25 protein-coding genes are annotated in these 19,761 nt (G+C 71.9%); 15 read left to right on the forward strand and 10 right to left on the reverse strand.

Annotated features, from left to right (window positions below; all coding sequences use genetic code 11):
* The first annotated feature begins 30 nt into the window (after positions 1-30).
* Positions 31-456 carry an organic hydroperoxide resistance protein gene (locus FFT10_RS04920; protein WP_137731668.1) on the forward strand — a complete coding sequence of 142 codons (426 nt, stop codon included), beginning with the start codon at positions 31-33 and terminating at the stop codon, positions 454-456.
* A 120-nt stretch (positions 457-576) separates the two neighbouring features.
* Positions 577-2,208, forward strand: coding sequence for a choice-of-anchor I family protein (locus FFT10_RS04925; RefSeq protein WP_137731669.1), 1,632 nt, complete (start codon positions 577-579; stop codon positions 2,206-2,208).
* Here FFT10_RS04925 and FFT10_RS04930 read toward each other — a convergent pair.
* A complete protein-coding gene (locus tag FFT10_RS04930) occupies positions 2,183-3,148 on the reverse strand; it encodes an asparaginase (protein ID WP_137731670.1) in 966 nt (321 codons plus the stop codon). The genes FFT10_RS04925 and FFT10_RS04930 overlap by 26 nt on opposite strands.
* A 55-nt stretch (positions 3,149-3,203) precedes the next feature.
* Between FFT10_RS04930 and lexA the strand changes: the two genes are divergently transcribed.
* Both lexA and FFT10_RS04940 read left to right on the forward strand, forming a co-directional pair.
* Positions 3,204-3,899 (forward strand): transcriptional repressor LexA, encoded by a 696-nt coding sequence (lexA, locus tag FFT10_RS04935; RefSeq protein ID WP_137731671.1) that lies wholly within the window; start codon positions 3,204-3,206, stop codon positions 3,897-3,899.
* A 25-nt stretch (positions 3,900-3,924) separates the two neighbouring features.
* Positions 3,925-4,227, forward strand: coding sequence for a helix-hairpin-helix domain-containing protein (locus FFT10_RS04940; protein ID WP_137731672.1), 303 nt, complete (start codon positions 3,925-3,927; stop codon positions 4,225-4,227).
* 45 nt (positions 4,228-4,272) lie between these two features.
* Here FFT10_RS04940 and FFT10_RS04945 read toward each other — a convergent pair whose 3' ends face one another.
* Positions 4,273-6,729 carry a penicillin acylase family protein gene (locus tag FFT10_RS04945; protein WP_137731673.1) on the reverse strand — a complete coding sequence of 819 codons (2,457 nt, stop codon included), beginning with the start codon at positions 6,727-6,729 and terminating at the stop codon, positions 4,273-4,275.
* Between the two features lie 185 nt (positions 6,730-6,914).
* Here FFT10_RS04945 and FFT10_RS04950 point away from each other — a divergent pair, with 185 nt between their 5' ends.
* Together FFT10_RS04950 and FFT10_RS04955 are read left to right on the forward strand one after the other, a co-directional pair.
* Entirely contained in the window at positions 6,915-7,382 is a 468-nt protein-coding gene (locus FFT10_RS04950; protein WP_137731674.1) for a hypothetical protein, read from the forward strand.
* Entirely contained in the window at positions 7,379-7,756 is a 378-nt protein-coding gene (locus FFT10_RS04955; protein WP_137731675.1) for a hypothetical protein, read from the forward strand. The genes FFT10_RS04950 and FFT10_RS04955 overlap by 4 nt, the downstream gene beginning before the upstream one ends.
* Before the next feature lie 22 nt (positions 7,757-7,778).
* Here FFT10_RS04955 and FFT10_RS04960 read toward each other — a convergent pair whose 3' ends face one another.
* Entirely contained in the window at positions 7,779-8,291 is a 513-nt protein-coding gene (locus tag FFT10_RS04960) for a DUF1993 domain-containing protein (protein WP_137731676.1), read from the reverse strand.
* 88 nt (positions 8,292-8,379) lie between these two features.
* Here FFT10_RS04960 and FFT10_RS04965 point away from each other — a divergent pair, with 88 nt between their 5' ends.
* From FFT10_RS04965 to FFT10_RS04980, 4 genes are read left to right on the forward strand one after another with little or no spacing between them, the layout of a single operon-like run.
* The gene (locus FFT10_RS04965; protein WP_137731677.1) at positions 8,380-9,387 is read left to right on the forward strand and encodes a D-2-hydroxyacid dehydrogenase family protein; all 1,008 of its coding nucleotides are present in this window, start codon (positions 8,380-8,382) and stop codon (positions 9,385-9,387) included.
* Between the two features lie 18 nt (positions 9,388-9,405).
* Positions 9,406-9,999, forward strand: coding sequence for a chromate transporter (locus tag FFT10_RS04970; RefSeq protein WP_174246076.1), 594 nt, complete (start codon positions 9,406-9,408; stop codon positions 9,997-9,999).
* Positions 10,000-10,019: 20 nt separating this feature from the next.
* Positions 10,020-10,562, forward strand: a complete 543-nt coding sequence (locus FFT10_RS04975; RefSeq protein ID WP_137732058.1) for a chromate transporter — start codon at positions 10,020-10,022, stop codon at positions 10,560-10,562.
* Between the two features lie 5 nt (positions 10,563-10,567).
* Positions 10,568-11,227, forward strand: a complete 660-nt coding sequence (locus tag FFT10_RS04980; RefSeq protein ID WP_137731679.1) for a LysE family translocator — start codon at positions 10,568-10,570, stop codon at positions 11,225-11,227.
* Between the two features lie 6 nt (positions 11,228-11,233).
* Here the strand turns inward: FFT10_RS04980 and FFT10_RS04985 are convergent, their stop codons facing one another.
* Positions 11,234-12,118, reverse strand: coding sequence for a LysR family transcriptional regulator (locus FFT10_RS04985; RefSeq protein ID WP_137731680.1), 885 nt, complete (start codon positions 12,116-12,118; stop codon positions 11,234-11,236).
* 100 nt (positions 12,119-12,218) lie between these two features.
* Between FFT10_RS04985 and FFT10_RS04990 the strand changes: the two genes are divergently transcribed.
* The 4 genes from FFT10_RS04990 (at position 12,219) to FFT10_RS05005 (ending at position 14,090) form a co-directional block, all read left to right on the forward strand.
* Positions 12,219-12,566: an HPF/RaiA family ribosome-associated protein gene (locus FFT10_RS04990; RefSeq protein ID WP_137731681.1), complete on the forward strand. Its 348-nt coding sequence runs from the start codon at positions 12,219-12,221 to the stop codon at positions 12,564-12,566.
* A 30-nt stretch (positions 12,567-12,596) separates the two neighbouring features.
* Entirely contained in the window at positions 12,597-13,001 is a 405-nt protein-coding gene (locus tag FFT10_RS04995) for a TerB family tellurite resistance protein (protein WP_137731682.1), read from the forward strand.
* A 91-nt stretch (positions 13,002-13,092) separates the two neighbouring features.
* The gene (locus FFT10_RS05000) at positions 13,093-13,692 is read left to right on the forward strand and encodes an exopolysaccharide biosynthesis protein (RefSeq protein WP_137731683.1); all 600 of its coding nucleotides are present in this window, start codon (positions 13,093-13,095) and stop codon (positions 13,690-13,692) included.
* A complete protein-coding gene (locus FFT10_RS05005; RefSeq protein WP_137731684.1) occupies positions 13,689-14,090 on the forward strand; it encodes a hypothetical protein in 402 nt (133 codons plus the stop codon). The genes FFT10_RS05000 and FFT10_RS05005 overlap by 4 nt, the downstream gene beginning before the upstream one ends.
* Positions 14,091-14,096: 6 nt before the next feature.
* Here the strand turns inward: FFT10_RS05005 and FFT10_RS05010 are convergent, their stop codons facing one another.
* Both FFT10_RS05010 and FFT10_RS05015 read right to left on the reverse strand, forming a co-directional pair.
* Positions 14,097-14,798, reverse strand: coding sequence for a class I SAM-dependent methyltransferase (locus FFT10_RS05010; protein WP_137731685.1), 702 nt, complete (start codon positions 14,796-14,798; stop codon positions 14,097-14,099).
* 88 nt (positions 14,799-14,886) lie between these two features.
* Positions 14,887-16,071 carry a pyridoxal phosphate-dependent aminotransferase gene (locus FFT10_RS05015; RefSeq protein WP_137731686.1) on the reverse strand — a complete coding sequence of 395 codons (1,185 nt, stop codon included), beginning with the start codon at positions 16,069-16,071 and terminating at the stop codon, positions 14,887-14,889.
* A 122-nt stretch (positions 16,072-16,193) separates the two neighbouring features.
* Between FFT10_RS05015 and FFT10_RS05020 the strand changes: the two genes are divergently transcribed.
* A complete protein-coding gene (locus FFT10_RS05020; RefSeq protein ID WP_162520695.1) occupies positions 16,194-16,793 on the forward strand; it encodes a TetR/AcrR family transcriptional regulator in 600 nt (199 codons plus the stop codon).
* A gap of 27 nt (positions 16,794-16,820) precedes the next feature.
* Here FFT10_RS05020 and FFT10_RS05025 read toward each other — a convergent pair whose 3' ends face one another.
* The 4 genes from FFT10_RS05025 to rlmH form a co-directional block, all read right to left on the reverse strand.
* Positions 16,821-17,039, reverse strand: coding sequence for a response regulator transcription factor (locus FFT10_RS05025; protein WP_228026957.1), 219 nt, complete (start codon positions 17,037-17,039; stop codon positions 16,821-16,823).
* A 118-nt stretch (positions 17,040-17,157) separates the two neighbouring features.
* Positions 17,158-18,630 (reverse strand): ribonuclease G, encoded by a 1,473-nt coding sequence (gene rng, locus FFT10_RS05030; protein WP_137731689.1) that lies wholly within the window; start codon positions 18,628-18,630, stop codon positions 17,158-17,160.
* Positions 18,631-18,668: 38 nt separating this feature from the next.
* The gene (locus tag FFT10_RS05035; protein WP_137731690.1) at positions 18,669-19,280 is read right to left on the reverse strand and encodes a Maf family protein; all 612 of its coding nucleotides are present in this window, start codon (positions 19,278-19,280) and stop codon (positions 18,669-18,671) included.
* 3 nt (positions 19,281-19,283) lie between these two features.
* A complete protein-coding gene (gene rlmH / locus FFT10_RS05040; protein ID WP_137731691.1) occupies positions 19,284-19,754 on the reverse strand; it encodes a 23S rRNA (pseudouridine(1915)-N(3))-methyltransferase RlmH in 471 nt (156 codons plus the stop codon).
* Positions 19,755-19,761 lie beyond the last annotated feature (7 nt).

Below are 19,761 nucleotides of genomic sequence, written 5' to 3' on the forward strand. Positions count from 1 at the left end.
TTCTTCCCACCCACTGCAAAAGGCACCACCATGGCACTCGACAAGGTTCTCTACACCGCCACCGCCACCGCCACCGGCGGCCGCACCGGCACCGCCAGCTCGTCGGACGGCGCGCTCAAGGTCGACCTCTCCACCCCGCGTGAACTGGGTGGCGCCGGCGGCGCCGGCACCAACCCCGAGCAGCTGTTCGCCGCCGGCTACAGCGCCTGCTTCATCGGCGCGATGAAGGCCGTCGGCGCCGGCATGAAGATCAAGGTGCCCGACGACGTGAGCATCACCAGCACCGTCGGCATCGGCCCGATCCCGGGCGGCTTCGGCATCCAGGTGGCCATGGCCATCACCCTGCCCGGCTTCGAGCGCGACGCTGCCGAGCAGCTGGTGGCCGCCGCCCACAAGGTGTGCCCGTACAGCAACGCCACCCGCGGCAACATCGATGTGACGTTGACGGTGGTGTGATGTGACAGGGATGTGAACCGGCGGGGGCGGCCATCTGGTCCGGTGGCCGCCAGCCCGCCGTCACGCATCTGTCACGCCGGGCACCTAGCGTGCAGGGTTTTGCCAACTCTGCACGCCACCATGCACCCGTTCCCGCGCACCCTGGTCGCCACCGCTGTCGCGCTGGCCAGCCTCTGGACCGTGTCTGCCCATGCCGCCGGCCCGTCGCCGGTCAGTGCGGTGACCAAGCTGTGGTCGTTCAACCACGGCAGCCCGGCCCTGGGCTTCGGCGCGGAGATCGCCGCCTGGGACGCCGGCACCGGCCACGTGTTCGTGGTCGGGGGCAAGCACATCGACGTGCTGAACCTGGCCGGCCACCGCGTGGCCAGCTTCGATGCCAGTGCCTTCGGCAGCATCAACAGCATCGCCATCCACAACGGCACGGCCGCGGTGTCGTTCAGCAACAGCACGGTGCAGAACCCGGGTTCGGTGCAGTTCTTCAACACCGCCGGCCTGGCCGCCAACGGCGCAGCCCACCTGGGCGGCGTGCAGGTGGGTGCCGTGCCCGACATGGTGACCTGGGCCGCCGGTGGCACCCGCCTGCTGGTGGCCAACGAAGGCGAGCGCCAGAGCAATGCCATCAACCCCGCCGGCAGCATCAGCCTGATCGACTACAACGCCGGATCACCCGGCAGTTCGGTCGTCAGCAGCCTGGGCTTCGGCGCCTGGAATGGCCAGGAAGCCGCGCTGCGCGCGGCCGGCGTGCGCATCCAGGCCGGCGTGTCGGCCTCGGTGGCCCTGGAGCCGGAGTACATCGCGCTGTCGGGCGACGGCCAGCGCGCCATGGTCACGCTGCAGGAAAACAATGCGGTGGCGCTGGTCAACCTGGCGGGCCCGGCGCCGGTGGTGACGCAGATCGTCGGTCTCGGCAGCAAGGACTTCAACCTGCCGCGCAACGCCATCGACCCGTCGAACAACGACGGCAGCATCAGCCTGCGCAACGTGCCGGTCAAGGGCCTCTACATGCCCGATGCCGTGGCCAGCTACCAGGCTGGCGGGCGCAGCTTCTTCGTCATGGCCAACGAGGGTGACGCCTTCGTCGACGACGCCGACATCAAGCGCTTCAGCAGCGGCGATTTCAGCCTCAACCCGGCCGTGTTCAACGGTGTCGACCTGCCGACCCAGGCCCAGCTGAAGCCGAACAGTGCCCTTGGCCGCCTGAACGTGCTGCTGCATGGCGCCACCGGCGACGGCAGCCCGGCCGGGATGTCGGAGATCGTCACGCTGGGTGGCCGCTCGTTCAGCATCCGCGACGAGAACGGTGCCCTGGTCTACGACAGCGGCAACCTGATCGAGCAGGCCGCCATCGCCGCCGGCCTGTACGACGACGGCCGCAGCGACGACAAGGGCGTGGAGCCCGAGGGCGTGGCCCTGTTCACCCTGGCCGGGCGCCAGATCGTGGCCATCGGCCTGGAGCGCACCACCCGCAGCGCCGTGGCCCTGTTCGACATCACCGATCCCACGGCAGTGAGCTTCCTGCAGCTGATCGACGGTGGCGACACCGGCGAGATCCGCGCAGAAGGCCTGCTGGCCTTCAGCAGCGGCGGCCAGCACTACCTGCTGGTGGCCAACGAGGGCATCCCCGACGACGGCGTGGCCGGCGTCTCGGCCATGTACCAGATCACCGCCGTGCCCGAGCCCGGCACCTACGCGCTGATGCTGGCCGGCCTGGCCGGCGTGCTGGCGCTCAGCCGCCGCCGCGCCGCGCGCTGAGCAGCTGCAGCTGCAGCGCCAGCCGGGCCTGCCAGGGCGACATGCCGGCAGCCGGGCTGGGCACGGCGCCTGGCGCGGGCACCAGCACACCGCCGGCACAGCGGCTGCACCGCCACACCGGAAGGCCGGCGGCGCTGGCCGCATCTAGCGCCGCGGCCAGCGCATGGTGGATGGAGCCGTTGCCGGTGCCGGCCACCACCAGGCCCTGCACGCCGGCTGCCACCAGAGCGCGCACGCCCTCGCCGCGCGCCGCGGCATGGCTGGTGACGATCTCCACCCACGGCCAACCGGTCGGGTCGGCATCCAGCAGGTCCAGCCCCAGCGGCGTGCCGGTCGGCCAGTCGGTGAAGCGGCGCAGCACGCCCTCCTCCACCACGCCCAGCGGGCCGGCATCGCCGGAGCTGAAGGCATCGGTGCGGTAGGTGTGCACCTTGCGCACCCGGTCGGCGGCATGCACCTGGCCGGCCAGCACCGCCACCACGCCGCGGGCGCCCGGCGTGCGGGCCACCGCCACCGCATCCAGCAGGTTCTGCGGGCCGTCGGCGGCCAGCGCGGTGGCCGGGCGCATCGCCGCCACCAGCACCACCGGCTTGGCCGGCGCCAGCACCGCCTGCAGCAGCCAGGCGGTCTCTTCCAGCGTGTCGGTGCCGTGGGTGATGACGATGCCCTGCACCGCCGGCCGCGCCAGCTGCCGCGCCACCGCCCGGGCCAGGGCCTGCCAGGTGGCGGCGTCCATGTCCTTGCTGTCGAGCTGGGCCACCTGTGCGGCCTCCACCGGACTGCCGGCCAGCGCCGGCACGGCGGCCAGCAGGTCGGCCACGCTGCGCTGGGCAGCGGTGTAGCCGACGTTGTCGCCGGCCACGCTGGAGGCGCCGGCGATGGTGCCGCCGGTGCCCAGGATGACCACGGTGCCCGCGGAATGCTCAATCGTGCTTGTCATGACGCCCTGACATGGATGAAAATACAGTCACTGGATGAAAACGCAGGCAACCACCATGGATCGCACGGACTACCCCACAAGCGACAGCCCCAAGCTCACCGCCCGCCAGCAGCAGATTCTGGACCTGGTGCAGAGCGCGATCGAACGCACCGGTGCGCCGCCCACCCGCGCCGAGATCGCGGCGGAATTGGGTTTCAAGTCGGCCAACGCCGCGGAGGAACACCTGCAGGCCTTGGCCCGCAAGGGCGTGATCGAGCTGGTGGGCGGCACCTCGCGCGGCATCCGCCTGCGGTCGGACACCCTGCGCGCGCTGAATGCCTCGCGCAACAAGCAGTTCTCGCTGCCGCTGCCGGGGTTGATGCAGCTCACCCTGCCGCTGGTCGGCCGGGTGGCGGCGGGCAGCCCCATCCTGGCGCAGGAGCATGTCGACAAGACCTACGGCGTCGAGGCCACGCTGTTCGCCCGCCAGCCCGACTACCTGCTGCGGGTGCGCGGCATGAGCATGCGCGACGCCGGCATCCTCGATGGCGACCTGCTGGCGGTGCAGAAGGCCAGCGACGCCCGCAACGGCCAGATCGTGGTGGCCCGGCTGGGTGACGAGGTGACGGTCAAGCGCCTGCACCGCACCCGCCATGGCGTGGAACTGCTGCCCGAGAACCCCGATTTCCAGCCCATCGTCGTGGGCCCGGGCGATGCATTCGAACTCGAAGGCATCGCCGTCGGCCTGATCCGCAACCACATGATGATGTAGCGGCGGCTCCGGCCGGCCCGACACCATGTTGCGCGTCAAGGCACCCAAGGCCGCGTCGGCCGGTGATTGCCAGCAGCTGGAACAGCTGCCCAACATCGGCCCGGCGATGGCGGCCGACCTGCGGGCCCTGGGCATCGCCCACCCGCGGGAGCTGGCCAGCCGCGATGCCTTCGTGCTGTACCAGGCACTGTGCACCCACAGCGGCAAGCGGCAGGACCCTTGCGTGCTCGACACCTTCATGGCCGCCACCGACTTCATGCGCGGCGCAGCGCCCGCGCCCTGGTGGGCCTACACCGCCCAGCGCAAGCGGCTGTACGGCGCGCTCTGAGCGCCGTTGTGGGCCGTGCCGGAAAGCGCCGCCCGCTGGCCGGCCTCACGGCGCCGGGCTGATCGCCAGGGTCTGCACCAGCGCACTGGCCGGCACGAACAGCGGCACGCCCTCCACCCGCCGCCACGGTTCGGCCCAGTGGCGGAACAGCGGCGACCACGGGATGCCGCTCTGCCCGGTGCTGTGCACCACCCGGCTGTTGGCGCGGTCGGCCAGGTCGTACAGGCCGCGCAGGCTGGCGCCGTGCTCGCTGAGGTAGTACTCGCCGGTGGTGCCGTCGGCCTTCAGGCTAACGCGCGACACGTTGACCGTGTAGCTGTCCCCGCCCACCGGCGTGCGCACCTCGAACCAGCGCGCCAGCGGCTTCACCTTCGAGAACGGCCGGTGCTCCGAGCGGGCGATGTGGGCCTTGCCCCACTGCCAGGCCGCCACGTCCGCACCCTGGGCCGCCTGCAGTTCGTCCAGTGCGGCGCTGAAGGCACGGTCGATCTGCTGAGCGCAGGTCTCCGCCGCGGGGGTGGCCTTGTCGTCGCACCACCAGGCATCGCCGCTGGCCAGCACGCCTTCCAGCGCGTCGAAGTAGCCGCGCTGGCCCAGCAGGCGGTCGTACAGCGGCGCGCCCAGCTCGTCGGTCAGCACCTGCTGCGTCAGGTGGCGGTGCCAGGCCCAGTAGATCAGCGGCGCCGCTTTGTCCGCCGCCATGGTGCCGTCGAAGCTGGCCAGCTGGGCCTGGGCTGCGGCCGCCAGCGGATGGGCGGACTGCGCCTTCTGCAGCCGCGGCAGCAGTTGCACCACCGCGAGCGACTTCACATCGCCATGCATGCGCCCCAGGTCGGCCAGGCTGTGGGTGGGCTGGGCGGCGATCAGCTGCTCGATGCGCTGGAAGCGGAAGGGCAGCGCCCAGTGGTGGGTGATGAAGTGCGGGTAGTCGGGCAACGTCACCCGCTGGTTGGCATTGGCGATGTGGCCGGACGCCGGGTCGCGGATCAGCGGCACCGCGTCTTCGGGGATGAAGCCGGTCCAGTCGTAGCGCGCCTCCCAGCCCGGCGCCGGCGCCAGGCCCTGCAGGTCGTTGTCGGGCGCGCGCTGCGGCACCCGGCCGGGCGAGACCAGGGCGATGCGGCCATCGGCATCGGCCACCGCCATGTTCTGCATCGGCACCCGCCAGCTGCGGCTGGCGGCGATGAAGGCGTCCACCGAGCCCGCCATGTTGAACTGCAATGACGTGGCGATGATGTCGTTGTCGGTGTCCAGCCCGGTCCAGCGCAAGGCCACCGCATAGGCCGGCTTGGCCTTGGGGCCCAGGGTGCTGCCGCTGTCGTCGCCCAGGCCGGCCAGCACGGCATCCGACAGCACCGGGCCATGGCGGGTGCTGCGCACCGTCATCGTCACATCCGGTCGGCCCTTGACGCGGATCACCTCCTGCCGGGCCTCGAAGCGGGCCCAGCCGGTGGGCGTCTGGTACTGCGCCGGGTCGTCGGGGTGGATGCGCTCCAGGTAGGTGTCCTGCACATCGGGGCCGGTGTTGGTGAAGCCCCAGGCGATGCGCTGGTTCTGGCCCACCACCACGCCCGGCAGGCCGGGCATGGTGGCGCCGGCCACGTCGAGGCCCGGCGCCTCCAGCCGGGCGAAGTACCACAGCGCAGGCGTCGACAGCTTCAGGTGCGGGTCATTGGCCAGCAGCGGCTTGCCGGTGGTGGTGCGGCTGCCGGCCAGCACCCAGCTGTTGCTGCCGGTGCCTTCGATCCCGCTCTCGGGCGCGATGGCCAGCAGCTGCAGCAGCGCCGGCTCGGCCAGGGCCTGCTGGCCGTCGAGCTTCAGGCCGCGGTAGAAGGCGGCGTAGTCCATGGTCTTGGGCACCGGGTCGCCCGGGTAGGGCGGCAGAAGCTGGTCGATGCGGGCCTGCGGCATCTTCAGCGCCAGGCGCAGGCGGATCAGCTCGGTGTGCCAGTTGGCGCCCAGGTCCCAGGCCATCATGATGGCCCAGGCCAGGCTGTCCTCCGGCGTCCAGGCCTCGGGCTGCAGGCCCAGCACCAGGAATTCCGGCGGCCGCGCCCTCAGGTTGCTGATCACCGCGTTCACGCCGTCGGCATAGGCCTGCAGCGCTTCGCGGGAGGCCGGCGAAGCCGCTGCCCACTGCGCCGCCGCCACCCGGCGCACGCCCAGCACCCGCAGGAAGCGGTCGGTGTCCACCGCCGCCTCGCCGAAGGCCTCGGCCAGCCGGCCGGCGCCAATGCGGCGGTGCGTCTCCATCTGCCACAGCCGGTCCTGCGCATGGGCCACGCCCAGGCCGTACATCGCGTCGCGCACGCTGGCGGCGCGGATCGTGGGGATGCCGTTGGCATCGCGCAGGATCTGCAGCGGCGCCTTGGCGCCCGGCAGCACCAGGCGGCCCTCGGCCTGCGGCAGCACCCGCTGGGCATAGGTCCAGGCCACCAGCGCGGCCGTCACCAGCAGCAGCAGCACCAGGGTCAACAGGCGGCGGAACCAACGGCCAAACATGCAGATGTCTCCGGCCCCGCAGGGCATGGGTGTGGATGGAAGGCAGCGAGCCTACCAGCCGTTGCCGGTGGCCACGCCGCGTGCGCAAAGTGGCAGCGCTTCGTGCCGCTGTTCACACCATGGCCGCGGCAGCCCGGCTCCAACAATCGCTACAGCTTGGACCCCCTGCTGCCGACAAAGCTGTCATGAACCCGTTGCACGCCCCGATCTCCTCCTGGATCCCCCGCTGGGTGGCGCGCCGCCCCGGCGGCGCGCAGAGCACGCTGACGCAGAGCCGGGTCGAGGTCTGCCCGCCCGAGCTGTTCCCGTCGTCGCTGAGCTGGCGCGGCCGCATGCAGCGATGGACCAGCCGCATGCTGCACCAGGCCGCCCCCTGGCTGCCCGAGCAGGCCCGGCCGGTGAACCGCCTGGCCCTGGTGAAGAACGAGTTCCGCGACAGCCTGTGTGACCTGGACAGCCTGCCGGTGCAGCAGCTGCTGGAGCGCATCGAGCGCGCCCGCTCGCTGCGCGAGATGTGGCACCTGCGCTCCAGCCTGTACGGCGAGGTGTCGATGGCCCTCAGCCAGGGCGAGGCCGAGCGCCGGCTGGCCCGTCTGAACCGCCATTTCCCCACCCGCGCGCCGCGCTCGGTGCTGGCCCCGCTGGAACCATGAACACCGCTGTCGCCACCCCCGTCCGCCCGCCGCGGCATTACTTCGGTACGGCAGGGGCCGATGCGGTGCTGCCCGATCCCGGCCTGCCGCAGGACCGCCATGCCCGCATCGCCGCGCGCCGGACCTTTGTCGACCTGAAGCAGCAGTTCATGGCGGCGATCGAATCGCTGGACGGCATGCGCGGCGACTGGCTGCGCCGCCAGGTGCGCCAGGCCCACGAGCCGGTGGACCTGTGGATGCTGCGCGGCGCGGTGTTGGCCGCGCTGGAGACGCAGGACGAGTACAGCCGCCGCACCCGCAACGACCTGACCCGGGTGCTCGACAGCGCCTTCCCCGGCAACGGCGAGCTGCAGGCCTGGGGCGCGCGGCTGTAGCCTGGCCCCGTCGGCCGCGCCGTCAGCCGACGGCCAGGAAGTCGCCCTTGCCCAGTTCCACGCCCGCGTGGCGCAGCAGCGCATACGCCGTGGTCACGTGGAAGTAGAAGTTCGGCAGCGCCCAGTGCTGCAGGAAGAACAGGCCCTTCATCTGCACCGGCTCGCGCGGCGGGCGCATCGGGATCACGATGTCGCGGCCCTCGCTGCCGTCCACCGCGTCGGCCGGCACGCTGTCCAGGTAGGCCAGGGTCTTGCGCACCCGCTCGCGCAACTCGGCCAGCGTGGCCTCGTTGTCCTCGAACTTCGGCGGCTCCACGCCGGCCAGGCGGGCCACACAGCCCTTGGCCGCGTCGCTGGCGATGCGGATCTGCGACACGAAGGGCAGCATGTCCGGCGCCAGGCGCAGCTGCAGGTAGTTGTTGGGGTCGAACTTGCGCGCCGTGGCGTGTGCTTCGGCCTTGTCCAGCCAGGCCAGCAGCGCGCCCAGCTGGCGCCTGAACAGGGGAACGCTGGCCTGGTGCATCGAGATCGTCATGGGGGTCTCCGGTGGTGTGTGGATCGGGGCCGCGATGTTAGGCGGCGCCGGCCAGCCGCGCCGGAGGCGGCACAATGTTTGCACCACCATGAACATCATCATCCTCGACGACTACCAGGATGCCGTGCGCAAGCTGCGCTGCGCGGCGCGGCTGGAGCCCTACAACGCCAAGGTCTTCACCAACACCGTCAAGGGCATCGGCCAGCTGGCCGTGCGGCTGCGCGACGCCGAGGTGCTGGTGCTGATCCGCGAGCGCACCCACTTCCCGCGGGCGCTGCTGGAGAAGCTGCCCAAGCTGCGGCTGATCGTGCAGACCGGGCGCATCGGCTCGCACATCGACATCGAGACCTGCACCCGGCTGGGCATTGCGGTGGCCGAGGGCACCGGCTCGCCGGTGGCCGCCGCCGAGCTGACCTGGGCGCTGATCATGGCCGCGATGCGCCGGCTGCCGCAGTACATCGGCAACCTCAAGCACGGCGCCTGGCAGCAGAGCGGCCTGAAGGCCGCCAGCATGCCGCCCAACTTCGGCCTGGGCCTGGTGCTGCGCGGCCGCACGCTGGGCGTGTGGGGCTACGGCAAGATCGGCTCGCTGGTGGCCGGCTATGGCCGTGCCTTCGGCATGCAGGTGCTGGTGTGGGGCAGCGAGGCCTCGCGCGCCCGTGCCGTGGCCGACGGCCACCAGGCCGCCGGCAGCTGCCAGCAGTTCTTCGCCGAGACCGATGTGCTCAGCGTGCACCTGCGCCTGAACGACGTGACCCGCGGCCTGATCAAGCTGGAAGACCTGGCGCTGATGAAGCCCACGGCGCTGTTCGTCAACACCTCGCGCGCCGAGCTGGTGGAGGACAACGCCCTGGTCTCGGCGCTGAACAAGGGCCGCCCCGGCCTGGCCGCGGTGGATGTGTTCGAGGCCGAGCCCATCCTGCAGGGCCACCCGCTGCTGCGGCTGGAGAACGCCATCTGCACGCCGCACATCGGCTATGTGGAGCAGGACAGCTACGAGCTGTACTTCGGCCAGGCCTTCGACAACGTCATCAACTTCATCCGCAACGAGCCCAGCCACATCGTCAACCCCGAGGCGTTGAAGGTGATCCGGTGAGGCCCGGGCGCCCTGCCGGTGGCTGACGCCGCGGCCGAGGCGCCGCTGCAGCGCCCGGACGGCCTGGGCGCGCTGTTCCTGGCCTTCAACCGGCTGGCGCTGCAGGGCTTCGGCGGCGTGCTGCCGGTGGCCCACCGCGAGCTGGTGGAGCGCCTGCGCTGGCTGAGCCCGCAGCAGTTCGTCGAGCTGCTGACCCTGGGCCAGGTGCTGCCCGGGCCCAACATCATCAACATGGCCATCGTCATCGGTGACCGCTTCTTCGGCTGGCGCGGTGCGCTGGCCGCCTGCGGCGGGCTGCTGCTGGTGCCGCTGTTCATCGTGCTGGGGCTGGCCATCGCCTACCAGCAGCAGGCGGCCCATCCGGCCGTGGCCGGTGCGCTGCGCGGCATGGGCGCGGTGGCCGCCGGCCTGATCATCGCGACCGGGGTGAAGCTGGCGCGCACGCTGCGCGGCAACCCGCTGGGCCTGCCGGCCAGCGCCGCCATCGGCGTGGGCACCTTCGCCCTGGTGGGCGGGCTGCGCTGGCCGATGGTGTGGGTGGTGCTGGGCCTGGGCAGCCTGGGCATGGCGCTGGCCTGGCGGCGCCTGCGCGCGGCGGAGGGCGCCCGGTGAATTGGACGCAAGCGCTGGCCATGCACGGCCTGGGCTGGACCGACCTGCTGGGCCTGTGGCTGCACTTCAGCCTGCTGTCGCTGCTGGCGGTGGGCGGTGCCATCACCACCGCGCCCGACATGCAGCGCTACCTGGTCGGCCAGCAGGGCTGGATGAGCGATGCGCAGTTCACCGCCGGCGTGGCCATCGCCCAGGCGGCGCCGGGGCCCAACATCCTGTTCGTGGCGGTGATGGGCTGGCATGTGGCCGGCGTGGCGGGCGTGCTGGCCACCATGGCCGGCATCATGGGGCCGTCGTCGGTGCTGGCCTTTGCCGTGGGGCGCTATGGCCGGCGGCGCGCCGACAGCATCGCCCTGCGGGCCTTCACCGCCGGGCTGACGCCGCTGACCCTGGGCCTGCTGCTGTCCACCGGCTGGGTGCTGACCGCACCGGTGCGCAGCGAATGGGTGGCCGCGCTGCTGGTGCTGGGCACGGTGCTGGCCAGCGTGCGCACCCGCGTCAGCCCGATGTGGCTGATCGCCGCCGGTGCGGTGGCCGGCGCGCTGGCCTTGCAACCCGGCTGAGCGGCATGCCCGCGCTGCTCGCCGACATCCAGCAGCTGCCGCTGTTCGTGGCCGCCGGCCTGCTGCTGAACATCACGCCGGGGGTCGACATGGCGCTGGTGCTGCGCAGCAGCGCGGCCCAGGGCTTCCGCGCCGGGGCGGCCGCGGCGCTGGGCATCAGCGCCGGCTGTTCGGTGCACATCGCCACCGCGGCACTGGGCATCGGCGCGCTGCTGGCGCAGTCGCCGGCGGCCCTGGCACTGCTGCAATGGGCCGGCGCGGCCTACCTGGTCTGGCTGGGCATCGGCCTGCTGCGCGCGCGTGCCGGCGCAGCCACCGGCGCGCCGCCGCCCGACCCGGCGCGCGCGCTGCGCCGGCTGTTCGCCCAGGGCTTCCTGACGAATGCGCTGAACCCCAAGGTGGCGCTGTTCTTCCTGGCCTTCGTGCCGCAGTTCATCGTGCCGGCGCCGGCCCATCCGGGCTGGGCCTTCGTGCTGCTGGGCAGCGTGTTCGTGGTCAACAGCACCGTGGTCAGCCTGGCCATCGCGGGGCTGGGCGCGGTGCTGCACCGCCGCCTGGCGGCCCGGCCAGGCTGGCAGCGGCTGGGGCCCTGGCTGAACCGCGGCGTGGGCGCGCTGTTCGTCGCGCTGGGGCTGAAGCTGGCGCTGGGGGCGCCGGGGCGCTGACGTTGCTCAGCGGGGCTGCGGCAGCAGCCGCTGCACCAGCGGGTGCAGCACCTTCTTCTCGGTGGCGATGGCGTAGAACTGCTCTTCCAGGCCGTCGCCGTCGGCAAAGCGCTGCAGGCCGTCGCTGGCCACCAGCTTGTCGTGCACCGCCACCGGCGCCGGGAACACGCCCATGCCGGCCGCGCCGAAGGTGACCAGCAGCGCGCTGTCCTCGAATTCACCCACCACCTGCGGATGCACGCCGCGGCGCTCGAACCAGGTGTCCAGCCGCTGCCGCATGGCCGCATGGGCGGTGGGCAGCAGCACCGGCAGCGTGGCCAGGTTCTGCGGAAACCCCTCGGACGCCCGGGCCAGCAGCGCCGGCGGCGCATACCAGGCCAGCGGTGAGCTGCCCACCGGGTGGCTGTAGACCTTGAGGTTGCGGTTGGCCGGCGCCGGCCGGTCCGACAGCACCACGTCCAGCCGGTGCAAGGCCAGGTCGGCCAGCAGGCGGTCGAACTCGTCCTCGTGGCACAGCAGGCGCAGCCGCGGCGCGGCCATCACCGGCTCCAGCAACTGGCGCACCACCAGCTTGGACAAGCCATCGCTGATGCCCACGGCCAGCCGCACCTGGGGCGCCGACACCGCGTCGCGCACCACCGCCGGCAGCTGCTCGCCCAGCGCGAAGATCTGCTCGGCCTGGCGCAGCGCGGCCTGGCCGGCGTCGGTCAACACCAGGCCGCGGCCGGCGGGCTTGAGCAGCTGCTGGCCCAGCGCACGTTCCAGCTCGCGCACCTGGGCACTGACGGTCTGCACCGCCATGCCCAGCCGGCCGGCCGCCTTGGCCATGCCGCCTTCCTTGGCGACGACCCAGAAGTAGTACAGGTGGCGGTAGCTGAATTCCAGGCTCATCTTCAGGCTCAGCAGAACAGTCGTTCAGTCATTGTCTGCTTTTTCGAGCAGCTTTCGCTGCCTATCGTGCGGGCTCCCGCAACCCCTAGGAGCGTTTGCCATGCAAGTGATCTTCGAGTCCCGCGACCCGCAAGCCGCCAACCTGCGCCACCTGGCCGTGACGCGTCTGCAGTTCGTGCTGCGGCGCATCCAGTGGCTGGTGCCGCGCGCCACGGTGCGCCTGTCGGACGTCAACGGGCCCCGCGGCGGCGTGGACAAGCGCTGCCAGGTGGAACTGGACACCGACGGCAGCGGCAAGGTGGTGATCACCGCCCTGGCGCGCGACTGGCGCAGCGCCATCGACAACGCGCTGTCGCGCGCAGCGCGGGTGCTGCTGCGCCTGTGGCAGCGCGGCCGCAGCCGCCCGCGCGGCACGCCGCGCCACCCGCCGGCGCTGCCGAACGGCTGAGCCCCCGCCACAGTCCACGAGGAGATGACCATGCGCCACTATCCCCGCAACAGCCCGCAGGCCGCCGGCCGCATCCTGGCCCTGGCCCTGCTGTCCGACGGCCACCTGTCCAAACGCGAGCTCGACATGCTCGACCGGCTGGACGCCCATGTGCAGCTGGGCCTGGGCCGCACCGAGTTGCACACCGTCGTGCACGGCTTCTGCGAAGACCTGCTGTCGAGCATGCACCTGAGCTGGGGCGATGCCTGCCAGGTCGACCAGGCCACGCTGGCCGCGCTGATGGCCGACATCGACGACCCCGCACTGCGCCGCACGCTGCTGCAGCTGTGCCTGGCCATCGTCGAGGCCGACGACCATGTGGCCGAAGGTGAATCGGTGATGCTGATGGCGGCCGTCGACCACTGGGGCCTGCACCGCGACATGCTGCCGGCATGAATGGCCGGGGCCGGGAGGGTTTGCACAGGACGTTGGGGAACCAGCCGGCCCCGGCGACGGTCAACCGGGGTCACCATCCCATGGCCAGCCGATGACCGACACCCTGCACCAGCGCCTGCGCGACGCCGCCAACGCCCTCACCGGCGAGCCGGTGGCCCTCTCCCACCTGGCCGATGTGCATGGCAACGCCGCCCGCGGCACCCTGCTGGTGCTGCTGTCGGCGCCCTGCGTGCTGCCGGTGCCCGGCGTGGGCAACATGCTGGGCATCGGCCTGCTGCTGATGGCCCTGGCGATGTGGCGCGGCCAGGCCGCCCATGAACTGCCCAGCCGGGTGGCCGGCTGGCAGATGCCGGCGCACTGGGCGCAGCGGGTGCTGGGCCTGCTGGCGCGGTTCTACGACCTGGCCAGCCGCTGGTCGCGCGAGCGCCTGCCCCGCATGATCGACGGGCCGCAGCCCTGGCTGGCGCCCAAGGTGGGCCTGATGGGCGCGCTGATCTTCCTGCCCATCCCCTTCGGCAATGTGCTGCCGGCACTGGCGCTGAGCCTGCTGGGCCTCGGCCTGGCGTTCCGTGATGGCCTGGCGGTGCTGCTGTCGCTGCTGGCCGGTGGCGCCGCGGTGGCCTACACCGCCGGCCTGGGCGTGCTGGCCTGGCAATGGGGACTGGGCCGGCTGCTGGAGTGGCTGCGGTGATCTGGCATGCCCTCGTCTGGAGCGTGACCGCGCTCTGCGCCCTGGCCTGGAGCCTGCTCTGCTGGCTGGTCCACCTGCTGATCACCGGCCCCGACTGGCGGGCCCTGGGCGACGGCGCCTGGATGGACTGGCTGGGGAGCTGGCGTGTGCCCGCCTGGCTGGGCGACTGGCTGCCGCTGGGCGCCATCGGCGAGTTGCAGGCCTGGCTGACGATGCTCGGCCCATGGGTCGAATCGCTGCTGGCGCACGCCCCCGGCATGCTGTCCTGGCTGACGCCCGTGCTTTGGATCGGCTGGGGCCTGGGCCTGTTGGTGCTGGTGCTGCTGGGCGTGGCCGGCAGCGTGCTGGTGGTGGCCATCCGCGCGCCGGCGGCGGCGCGGCAGCAGGCCAGCGCCTGAGGCCCGTCAATCCGGCACCGGCAGGCCGCGCCGGTAGACCAGCAGCCGGCCCTTGTAGCTGGGCAGCGTGCCGGCGCCCACCGGCAGCGCATGGGCCAGGCGCAGTTCCTCCCGCGCGAAGCCGCGCGCGGCCATCTGCCGGTTGAAGGCCGGCCGGTTGCCGCGGTCGGGGTCGACGATCCACACCTCGGCCACCGGCGCCGCGTGGCGCTGGATGAAGCCGGCCAGCGCGGCATCGTCGTCCCGCTCGTAGAGCACGTCGCTGCCGATGATGAGATCGAACAGGCCCCGCAGATCGCCCGTGGCCGGCACCGCGGGCGCGGTCCAGGGGCCGTGGCGGTACTTCATCGGCGGCAACTGGTTCAGGCGCAGGTTCTCGCGCAGGAAGGCGGCAGCCAGGGGGTGCACATCGCTGGCGGTCACGTCGGCACCGCGGCGGTGGGCCACCAGGCTGGCCAGGCCCAGGCCGCAGCCGATCTCGAGTATGCGCTCGGCCAGCACCACCGGCCGCAGCGCCAGCCGCGCCGCCAGGTGCGCACCCGACGGCCACAGCAGACCGAACAGCGGCCACTGCGCCGACGAAATGCCCAGCTGCGCCGCCTCGCCCAGCGGGTCGGCATGCTGCTGCAGGTCGAGCAGGGAGCGGATCTGCAGGTCGTCCTCGCCGGCAATGGCGATGGACTCCTGCTTGGTGCGGTAGCCGGGCATCGTGGGGCACGAAGCCCGGACGGGCGGCTTCTGGTGGAAAGCGGTGGCCGAGTCTACGGCCGCTGGGGCCGCAGCGTGCGCACGCCGCTCAGCGCGCCGCCAGCCGCCGGGCCAGCGCCGCCAGCCGTGCGCAGCCCTCGGCCAGCGCCGCATCGGGCACGGTGAGGCTCATGCGCACCATGCCGGCGGCGGCGGCGCCGAAGGCCGCACCGGGCATCACCGCCACTTGCGCCTCGGTCAGCAGCCGGTCGGCGAAGGCTTCGCCATCCAGCCCCAGGCCGTCGACCGACAGCATCACGAACATGCCGGCCTGCGGCGCGTGCACCCGCAGGCCCGGCACGGCGCCCAGCACCTCGGCCACCAGGGCCGCACGGCGGGCATAGGCATCGCGCATCTGCGCGGTGATGGCGAAGTCGCGCGACAGTGCCTCGGTGGCCATGTCGGCGATGAAGGGCTGGGCGCCGAACAGCATCGATTCGGCCAGCGGCAGCAGCCGGCTGATGAAGGCCGCCGGGCCGCCCGCCCAGCCGGCGCGGAAGCCCGGCGCGGCATGCGACTTCGACAGCGACGAGGCCACCACCGTGCGGTCGGCCAGGTCGGCCTCGTCGAACGGCGAGGCGAACGACGCGCCGCCGCCGAAGATCAGCGCTTCATAGACTTCGTCGCTGAGGATCCACAGGTCATGCGCCCGCGCCACGGCGCCGATGGCGCGGATGTCGTCCCGCGTGAGCACCGCACCGGTGGGGTTGTGCGGCGAGTTCAGGAAGATCAGCCGCGTGGCCGGCGTCACCGCCCGGGCCAGATCGTCGGCATCCAGGCGGAAGCCGCGGTCCTGCCGCAGCGCCACCGGCACGGTGACGGCACCCGTGGCCCGCACCAGGCCGTGGTAAGTGGCGTAGCAGGGGTCGGCCACCAGCACCTCGTCGCCGGCTTCGACCAGGCCGGTCAGCAGCAGGTACAGCGCGCTTTGCGTGCCAGGCACCCAGATGAACTGGTCGGTGCCCACGGTGCGGCCGCTGCGGGCGCTGTACTTGGCGGCCAGCGCCTGCAGCACACGGGCCTCGCCCCGGCCGTTGGAATAGCCGGTGCGGCCGGCCTGCAGGGCGCGGTGGGTGGCGGCGATCAGGTCGTCGGGCGTGGGCTGGTCGGGCTCGCCGATGGTCAGCAGGATGACCGGCTCGCCGCTGGCGATCATCTGCCGGGCGCGGAAGTGCACCCGCCACTTGTCGGAGCCGAGGCCGGCAACCCGGTCGAGGATGGAAGCGGTGCGCATGGACGAAGGTCGACGGAATGGAAGACGGTGGGGTGGACCGGACGCATTGTCACGCGCCGAGGATCAGGCAGCCGGGTTTGCGCGTGGATCGGTCGGTTGCCGGGCGACACAATGCAGCTGCCATGAACACCACCGAACCAGGCCCGCGCCGGGGTCGCCCCGTCACCAGGAACCGGGCGGCCCTGCTGGAGACGGCCATGCAGGCCTACTGGCAGGACGACCGGGCGGCGGTGTCGATCAACGCCCTGTGCCAGCTGGCCGGTGTGTCGAAGCCGTCGCTCTACCGGGATTTCGGCAGCGAGGATGGCCTGACCGCCGCCGTGCTGGCGCACTACGCCCAGTCGGTGCTGGGCCCGCTGGAGGACTTGCTGTCCAGTCCGGCCGCCTTGGCCGACAAGCTGGACACGCTGATCCGGATCGTCAGCGACGACCCCGGCATGGCGGCCGGTTGCCTGTACGCGAAGATGCGCGCCACACGCTCGCGCTTCGGCCCGCAGACGCAGCGCGGCCTGGCCGACCTGGAGACGCACATGCTGGCGGTGTACACCCGGCTCTTCCGGGACAGTGCTGCCCGCGGCAACTGGCGTGGCCATCTGGATCCGGCGCTGGCCGCCGGCTACCTGCATGAGCAGGTCGGGCTGGCCTTCAGCCAGCGTGCAGCCGGCGTGCCATCCGCGACGGTGCGGGCCTGGCTGGTGCTGGCCACGTCGGCGCTGGTCTGAGTGCGCTGCGCCGGGGCCGCCTCGGCACTAGAACAGGCGGTGCCGCTGGGCGTAGCGGAACAGCGCCATCGCCGAGCCCACGCCGAGCTTCCGGCGGATCAGCGACTGGTAGTTCGCCACGGTCTTGGCGCTGAGCTGCAGCCGGGCGGCGATGGCGTCCATCGCATCGCCGGCCAGCAGGCCCTGCAGCACCTGGCGCTCGCGCGCCGACAGGTCACGGTGCGGCGCATCGCCGCGTTCGGTCACCAACCCCGCCTTGCCTGGCCTGCGCATCCACAGTTGCTCCGCTCGGTCGGCGCACCACCACGGCGGCCGAATGTTTTCGTACCGAATGGTACAACAAGGCGTGCGGGGTGTCGTGGCGCTACAGCAGGACGATGTCGTACTGTTCGGGGCTGAAGCTGGGCTCGGTGCTCAGCGAGATCGGCTTGCCGATGAAATCACTGAGCCCGGCCAGGTGCTGGCTCTCCTCGTCCAGCAGCATCTCCACCACCGCCGCACTGGCCACCACGCGGAATTCCTTGGGGTTGAACTGCCGGGCTTCACGCAGGATCTCGCGCAGCACGTCGTAGCAGACGCTGCGCGCGGTCTTGACCTGGCCGCGGCCTTCACAGGTGGGGCAGGGCTGGCACAGCATGTGGGCCAGGCTCTCGCGGGTGCGCTTGCGCGTCATCTCCACCAGGCCCAGCTGGGTGAAGCCGCTGACCGTGACCTTGGTGCGGTCACGGCTCAGCTGCTTGCGGAACTCGGCCAGCACCGCGGCCTGGTGGTCGTCGCGCACCATGTCGATGAAGTCGACGATGATGATGCCGCCCAGGTTGCGCAACCGCAGCTGGCGGGCGATGGCGCCGGCCGCCTCCAGGTTGGTCTTGAAGATGGTGTCGTCGAAGTTGCGCGCACCGACAAAGCCGCCGGTGTTCACATCCACCGTGGTCAGGGCCTCGGTCTGGTCGATGATCAGGTAGCCGCCGCTCTTGAGATCCACCCGGCGGGCCAGCGCGCGGGCGATCTCCTCCTCGATGCCGAACAGGTCGAAGATCGGCCGCTCGCCCTTGTACAGCTCCAGCTTGGCCGCTGATCCTGGCGTGTAGGCGGCACCGAATGACTTCAGTGCATCGAACTGCAGCTGGCTGTCGATGCGGATGGACTGGGTGCTGTCGGTGGCCAGGTCGCGCAGCACCCGCTGGGCCAGGTTCAGGTCTTCATGCAGCAGCGTGCCCGGCGGCTGGCTCATGCCCTGGGCGCGGATGGCCGCCCAGGCCTTGCGCAGGTAGGCGATGTCGTCGGCCAGCTCGTCGTCGCTGGCGTCTTCGGCATTGGTGCGCAGGATGAAGCCGCCGGTGGGCGTGCCGTCGGCCGTGGCGGTGAGCTTCTGCATGCGCAGGCGCAGCTGCTCGCGCAGCTCGGCCGAGCCGATCTTCTGCGAGATGCCGATGTGGTTGTCCTGCGGCAGGAAGACCAGCATGCGCCCGGCAATGCTGACCTGGGTGGACAACCGCGCGCCCTTGGTGCCGATCGGATCCTTGATCACCTGCACCATCAGGGTCTGGCCCTCGAACACCTGGCGCTCGATCGGCACCTGCACCGCCACGTCGTGCTTGGGGTGGTGGCCACCGCCGTGCAGGTCGGCCACATGCAGGAACGCGGCGCGCTCCAGGCCCACGTCGATGAAGGCGCTCTGCATGCCCGGCAGCACCCGCGCCACCTTGCCCAGATACACATTGCCAACCAGGCCACGCTCCAGCGTGCGCTCGATGTGCAGGTCCTGCACCGCGCCGTTCTCGATCAGGGCGACGCGGGTCTCCTGCGGGGTCCAGTTGATCAGGATGTCATGCATGGCGCGGGTGTCTTCTGCGTGCGCCGTGAGGCACGGATCTAGAACCGCACGCGCGCTTGTCTCAGCAACTGGGCCGTCTCGAAGAGGGGCAGTCCCATGATAGCGGAGTAGCTTCCGCGCACCTCGGGGATCCAGCCCGCCAGCTGGCTCTGGATGGCATAGGCGCCGGCCTTGCCGAAGGGCTGGCCGCTGGCGATGTAGGCGTCGATCAGCACGTCGTCCAGCGGCGCGAAGCGCACGGTGGACACACTCAGTGCGGCCCAGCCGCGCCGCGCCGTGCCCACGGCCACGGCGGTGAGCACCCGGTGGCTGCGGCCGCTGAGTGCCCGCAGCATGGCCCGGGCTTCATCGGCATCGGCCGGCTTGCCCAGGATGCGCCGGCCGATGGCCACCGTGGTGTCGCTGCACAGGATGGGCGCGGGCGGCAGGCCACGGGCCTTCAGCCGGGCGCGGGCGGCCTGCAGCTTCAGGGCGGTGACCCGCTGCACATAGGCGGCCGGCAGCTCGCCCGGCAGCACCGCTTCCAGCGCCTCGGCCGCATCGGCCTCTGCGCCGGGTGCGGGCACCAGCAGGTCATGGCGCACGCCCAGTTGGTCGAGCAGCTGGCGGCGGCGCGGGCTCTGGCTGGCGAGGTAGATCAGATCCTGCATCGCTCACTCGCGGTGGTACGGATGGTTGGTGGTGACGCTCCAGGCGCGGTACAGCGCCTCGGCCAGCAGCACCCGCACAAAGGCATGCGGCAGGGTCAGGTCACTGAGGCGGAGGGTTTCGTCGGCTGTCGCCTTCAGCGCCGGGTCCAGCCCGTCGGGGCCGCCCACCAGCAGGGCCACGTCGCGGCCGTCGCCCAGCCAGAAGCGCAGGCGCTCGGCCAGCTGCACCGTGGTCAGCCGGCTGCCACGTTCGTCCAGCACCACGCGGCGGGCGCCCTTGGGGATGGCCGCCTCCAGCCGCTGCGCCTCGGCGGCCATCAGCTGGGGCGCCGTCTTGCCGGTGGTGCGCGGCTCGGCCTTCACCGCCTTCAGCTCCAGCCGCAGCTCGGGCGGAAAGCGCTTGGCGAAGTCGTCGTAGGCGGCCTCCGCCCAGGTCGGCGGCTTCTGGCCGACCGAGGCCAGCAGCAGGCGCATGGCGACC

The sequence above is a fragment of the Pseudaquabacterium pictum genome (assembly GCF_005403045.1).
In the GTDB taxonomy this organism is placed as follows: Bacteria; Pseudomonadota; Gammaproteobacteria; order Burkholderiales; family Burkholderiaceae_C; genus Pseudaquabacterium; species Pseudaquabacterium pictum.

Bases quoted from the DNA above. Each gene is read 5' to 3' on its own strand.
- FFT10_RS04940 (WP_137731672.1), top strand. From the start codon at position 3,925: ATGTTGCGCGTCAAGGCACCCAAGGCCGCGTCGGCCGGTGATTGCCAG.
- FFT10_RS04925 (WP_137731669.1), top strand. From the start codon at position 577: ATGCACCCGTTCCCGCGCACCCTGGTCGCCACCGCTGTCGCGCTGGCC.
- lexA (WP_137731671.1), top strand. From the start codon at position 3,204: ATGGATCGCACGGACTACCCCACAAGCGACAGCCCCAAGCTCACCGCC.
- FFT10_RS04955 (WP_137731675.1), top strand. From the start codon at position 7,379: ATGAACACCGCTGTCGCCACCCCCGTCCGCCCGCCGCGGCATTACTTC.
- FFT10_RS04975 (WP_137732058.1), top strand. From the start codon at position 10,020: ATGCACGGCCTGGGCTGGACCGACCTGCTGGGCCTGTGGCTGCACTTC.
- rlmH (WP_137731691.1), bottom strand. From the start codon at position 19,754: ATGCGCCTGCTGCTGGCCTCGGTCGGCCAGAAGCCGCCGACCTGGGCG.
- FFT10_RS04965 (WP_137731677.1), top strand. From the start codon at position 8,380: ATGAACATCATCATCCTCGACGACTACCAGGATGCCGTGCGCAAGCTG.
- FFT10_RS05035 (WP_137731690.1), bottom strand. From the start codon at position 19,280: ATGCAGGATCTGATCTACCTCGCCAGCCAGAGCCCGCGCCGCCGCCAG.
- FFT10_RS04920 (WP_137731668.1), top strand. From the start codon at position 31: ATGGCACTCGACAAGGTTCTCTACACCGCCACCGCCACCGCCACCGGC.
- FFT10_RS05000 (WP_137731683.1), top strand. From the start codon at position 13,093: ATGACCGACACCCTGCACCAGCGCCTGCGCGACGCCGCCAACGCCCTC.
- FFT10_RS04980 (WP_137731679.1), top strand. From the start codon at position 10,568: ATGCCCGCGCTGCTCGCCGACATCCAGCAGCTGCCGCTGTTCGTGGCC.
- FFT10_RS04960 (WP_137731676.1), bottom strand. From the start codon at position 8,291: ATGACGATCTCGATGCACCAGGCCAGCGTTCCCCTGTTCAGGCGCCAG.
- FFT10_RS04945 (WP_137731673.1), bottom strand. From the start codon at position 6,729: ATGTTTGGCCGTTGGTTCCGCCGCCTGTTGACCCTGGTGCTGCTGCTG.
- FFT10_RS04990 (WP_137731681.1), top strand. From the start codon at position 12,219: ATGCAAGTGATCTTCGAGTCCCGCGACCCGCAAGCCGCCAACCTGCGC.
- FFT10_RS04950 (WP_137731674.1), top strand. From the start codon at position 6,915: ATGAACCCGTTGCACGCCCCGATCTCCTCCTGGATCCCCCGCTGGGTG.
- FFT10_RS04930 (WP_137731670.1), bottom strand. From the start codon at position 3,148: ATGACAAGCACGATTGAGCATTCCGCGGGCACCGTGGTCATCCTGGGC.
- FFT10_RS05015 (WP_137731686.1), bottom strand. From the start codon at position 16,071: ATGCGCACCGCTTCCATCCTCGACCGGGTTGCCGGCCTCGGCTCCGAC.
- FFT10_RS05020 (WP_162520695.1), top strand. From the start codon at position 16,194: ATGAACACCACCGAACCAGGCCCGCGCCGGGGTCGCCCCGTCACCAGG.
- rng (WP_137731689.1), bottom strand. From the start codon at position 18,630: ATGCATGACATCCTGATCAACTGGACCCCGCAGGAGACCCGCGTCGCC.
- FFT10_RS04995 (WP_137731682.1), top strand. From the start codon at position 12,597: ATGCGCCACTATCCCCGCAACAGCCCGCAGGCCGCCGGCCGCATCCTG.
- FFT10_RS04985 (WP_137731680.1), bottom strand. From the start codon at position 12,118: ATGAGCCTGGAATTCAGCTACCGCCACCTGTACTACTTCTGGGTCGTC.
- FFT10_RS05010 (WP_137731685.1), bottom strand. From the start codon at position 14,798: ATGCCCGGCTACCGCACCAAGCAGGAGTCCATCGCCATTGCCGGCGAG.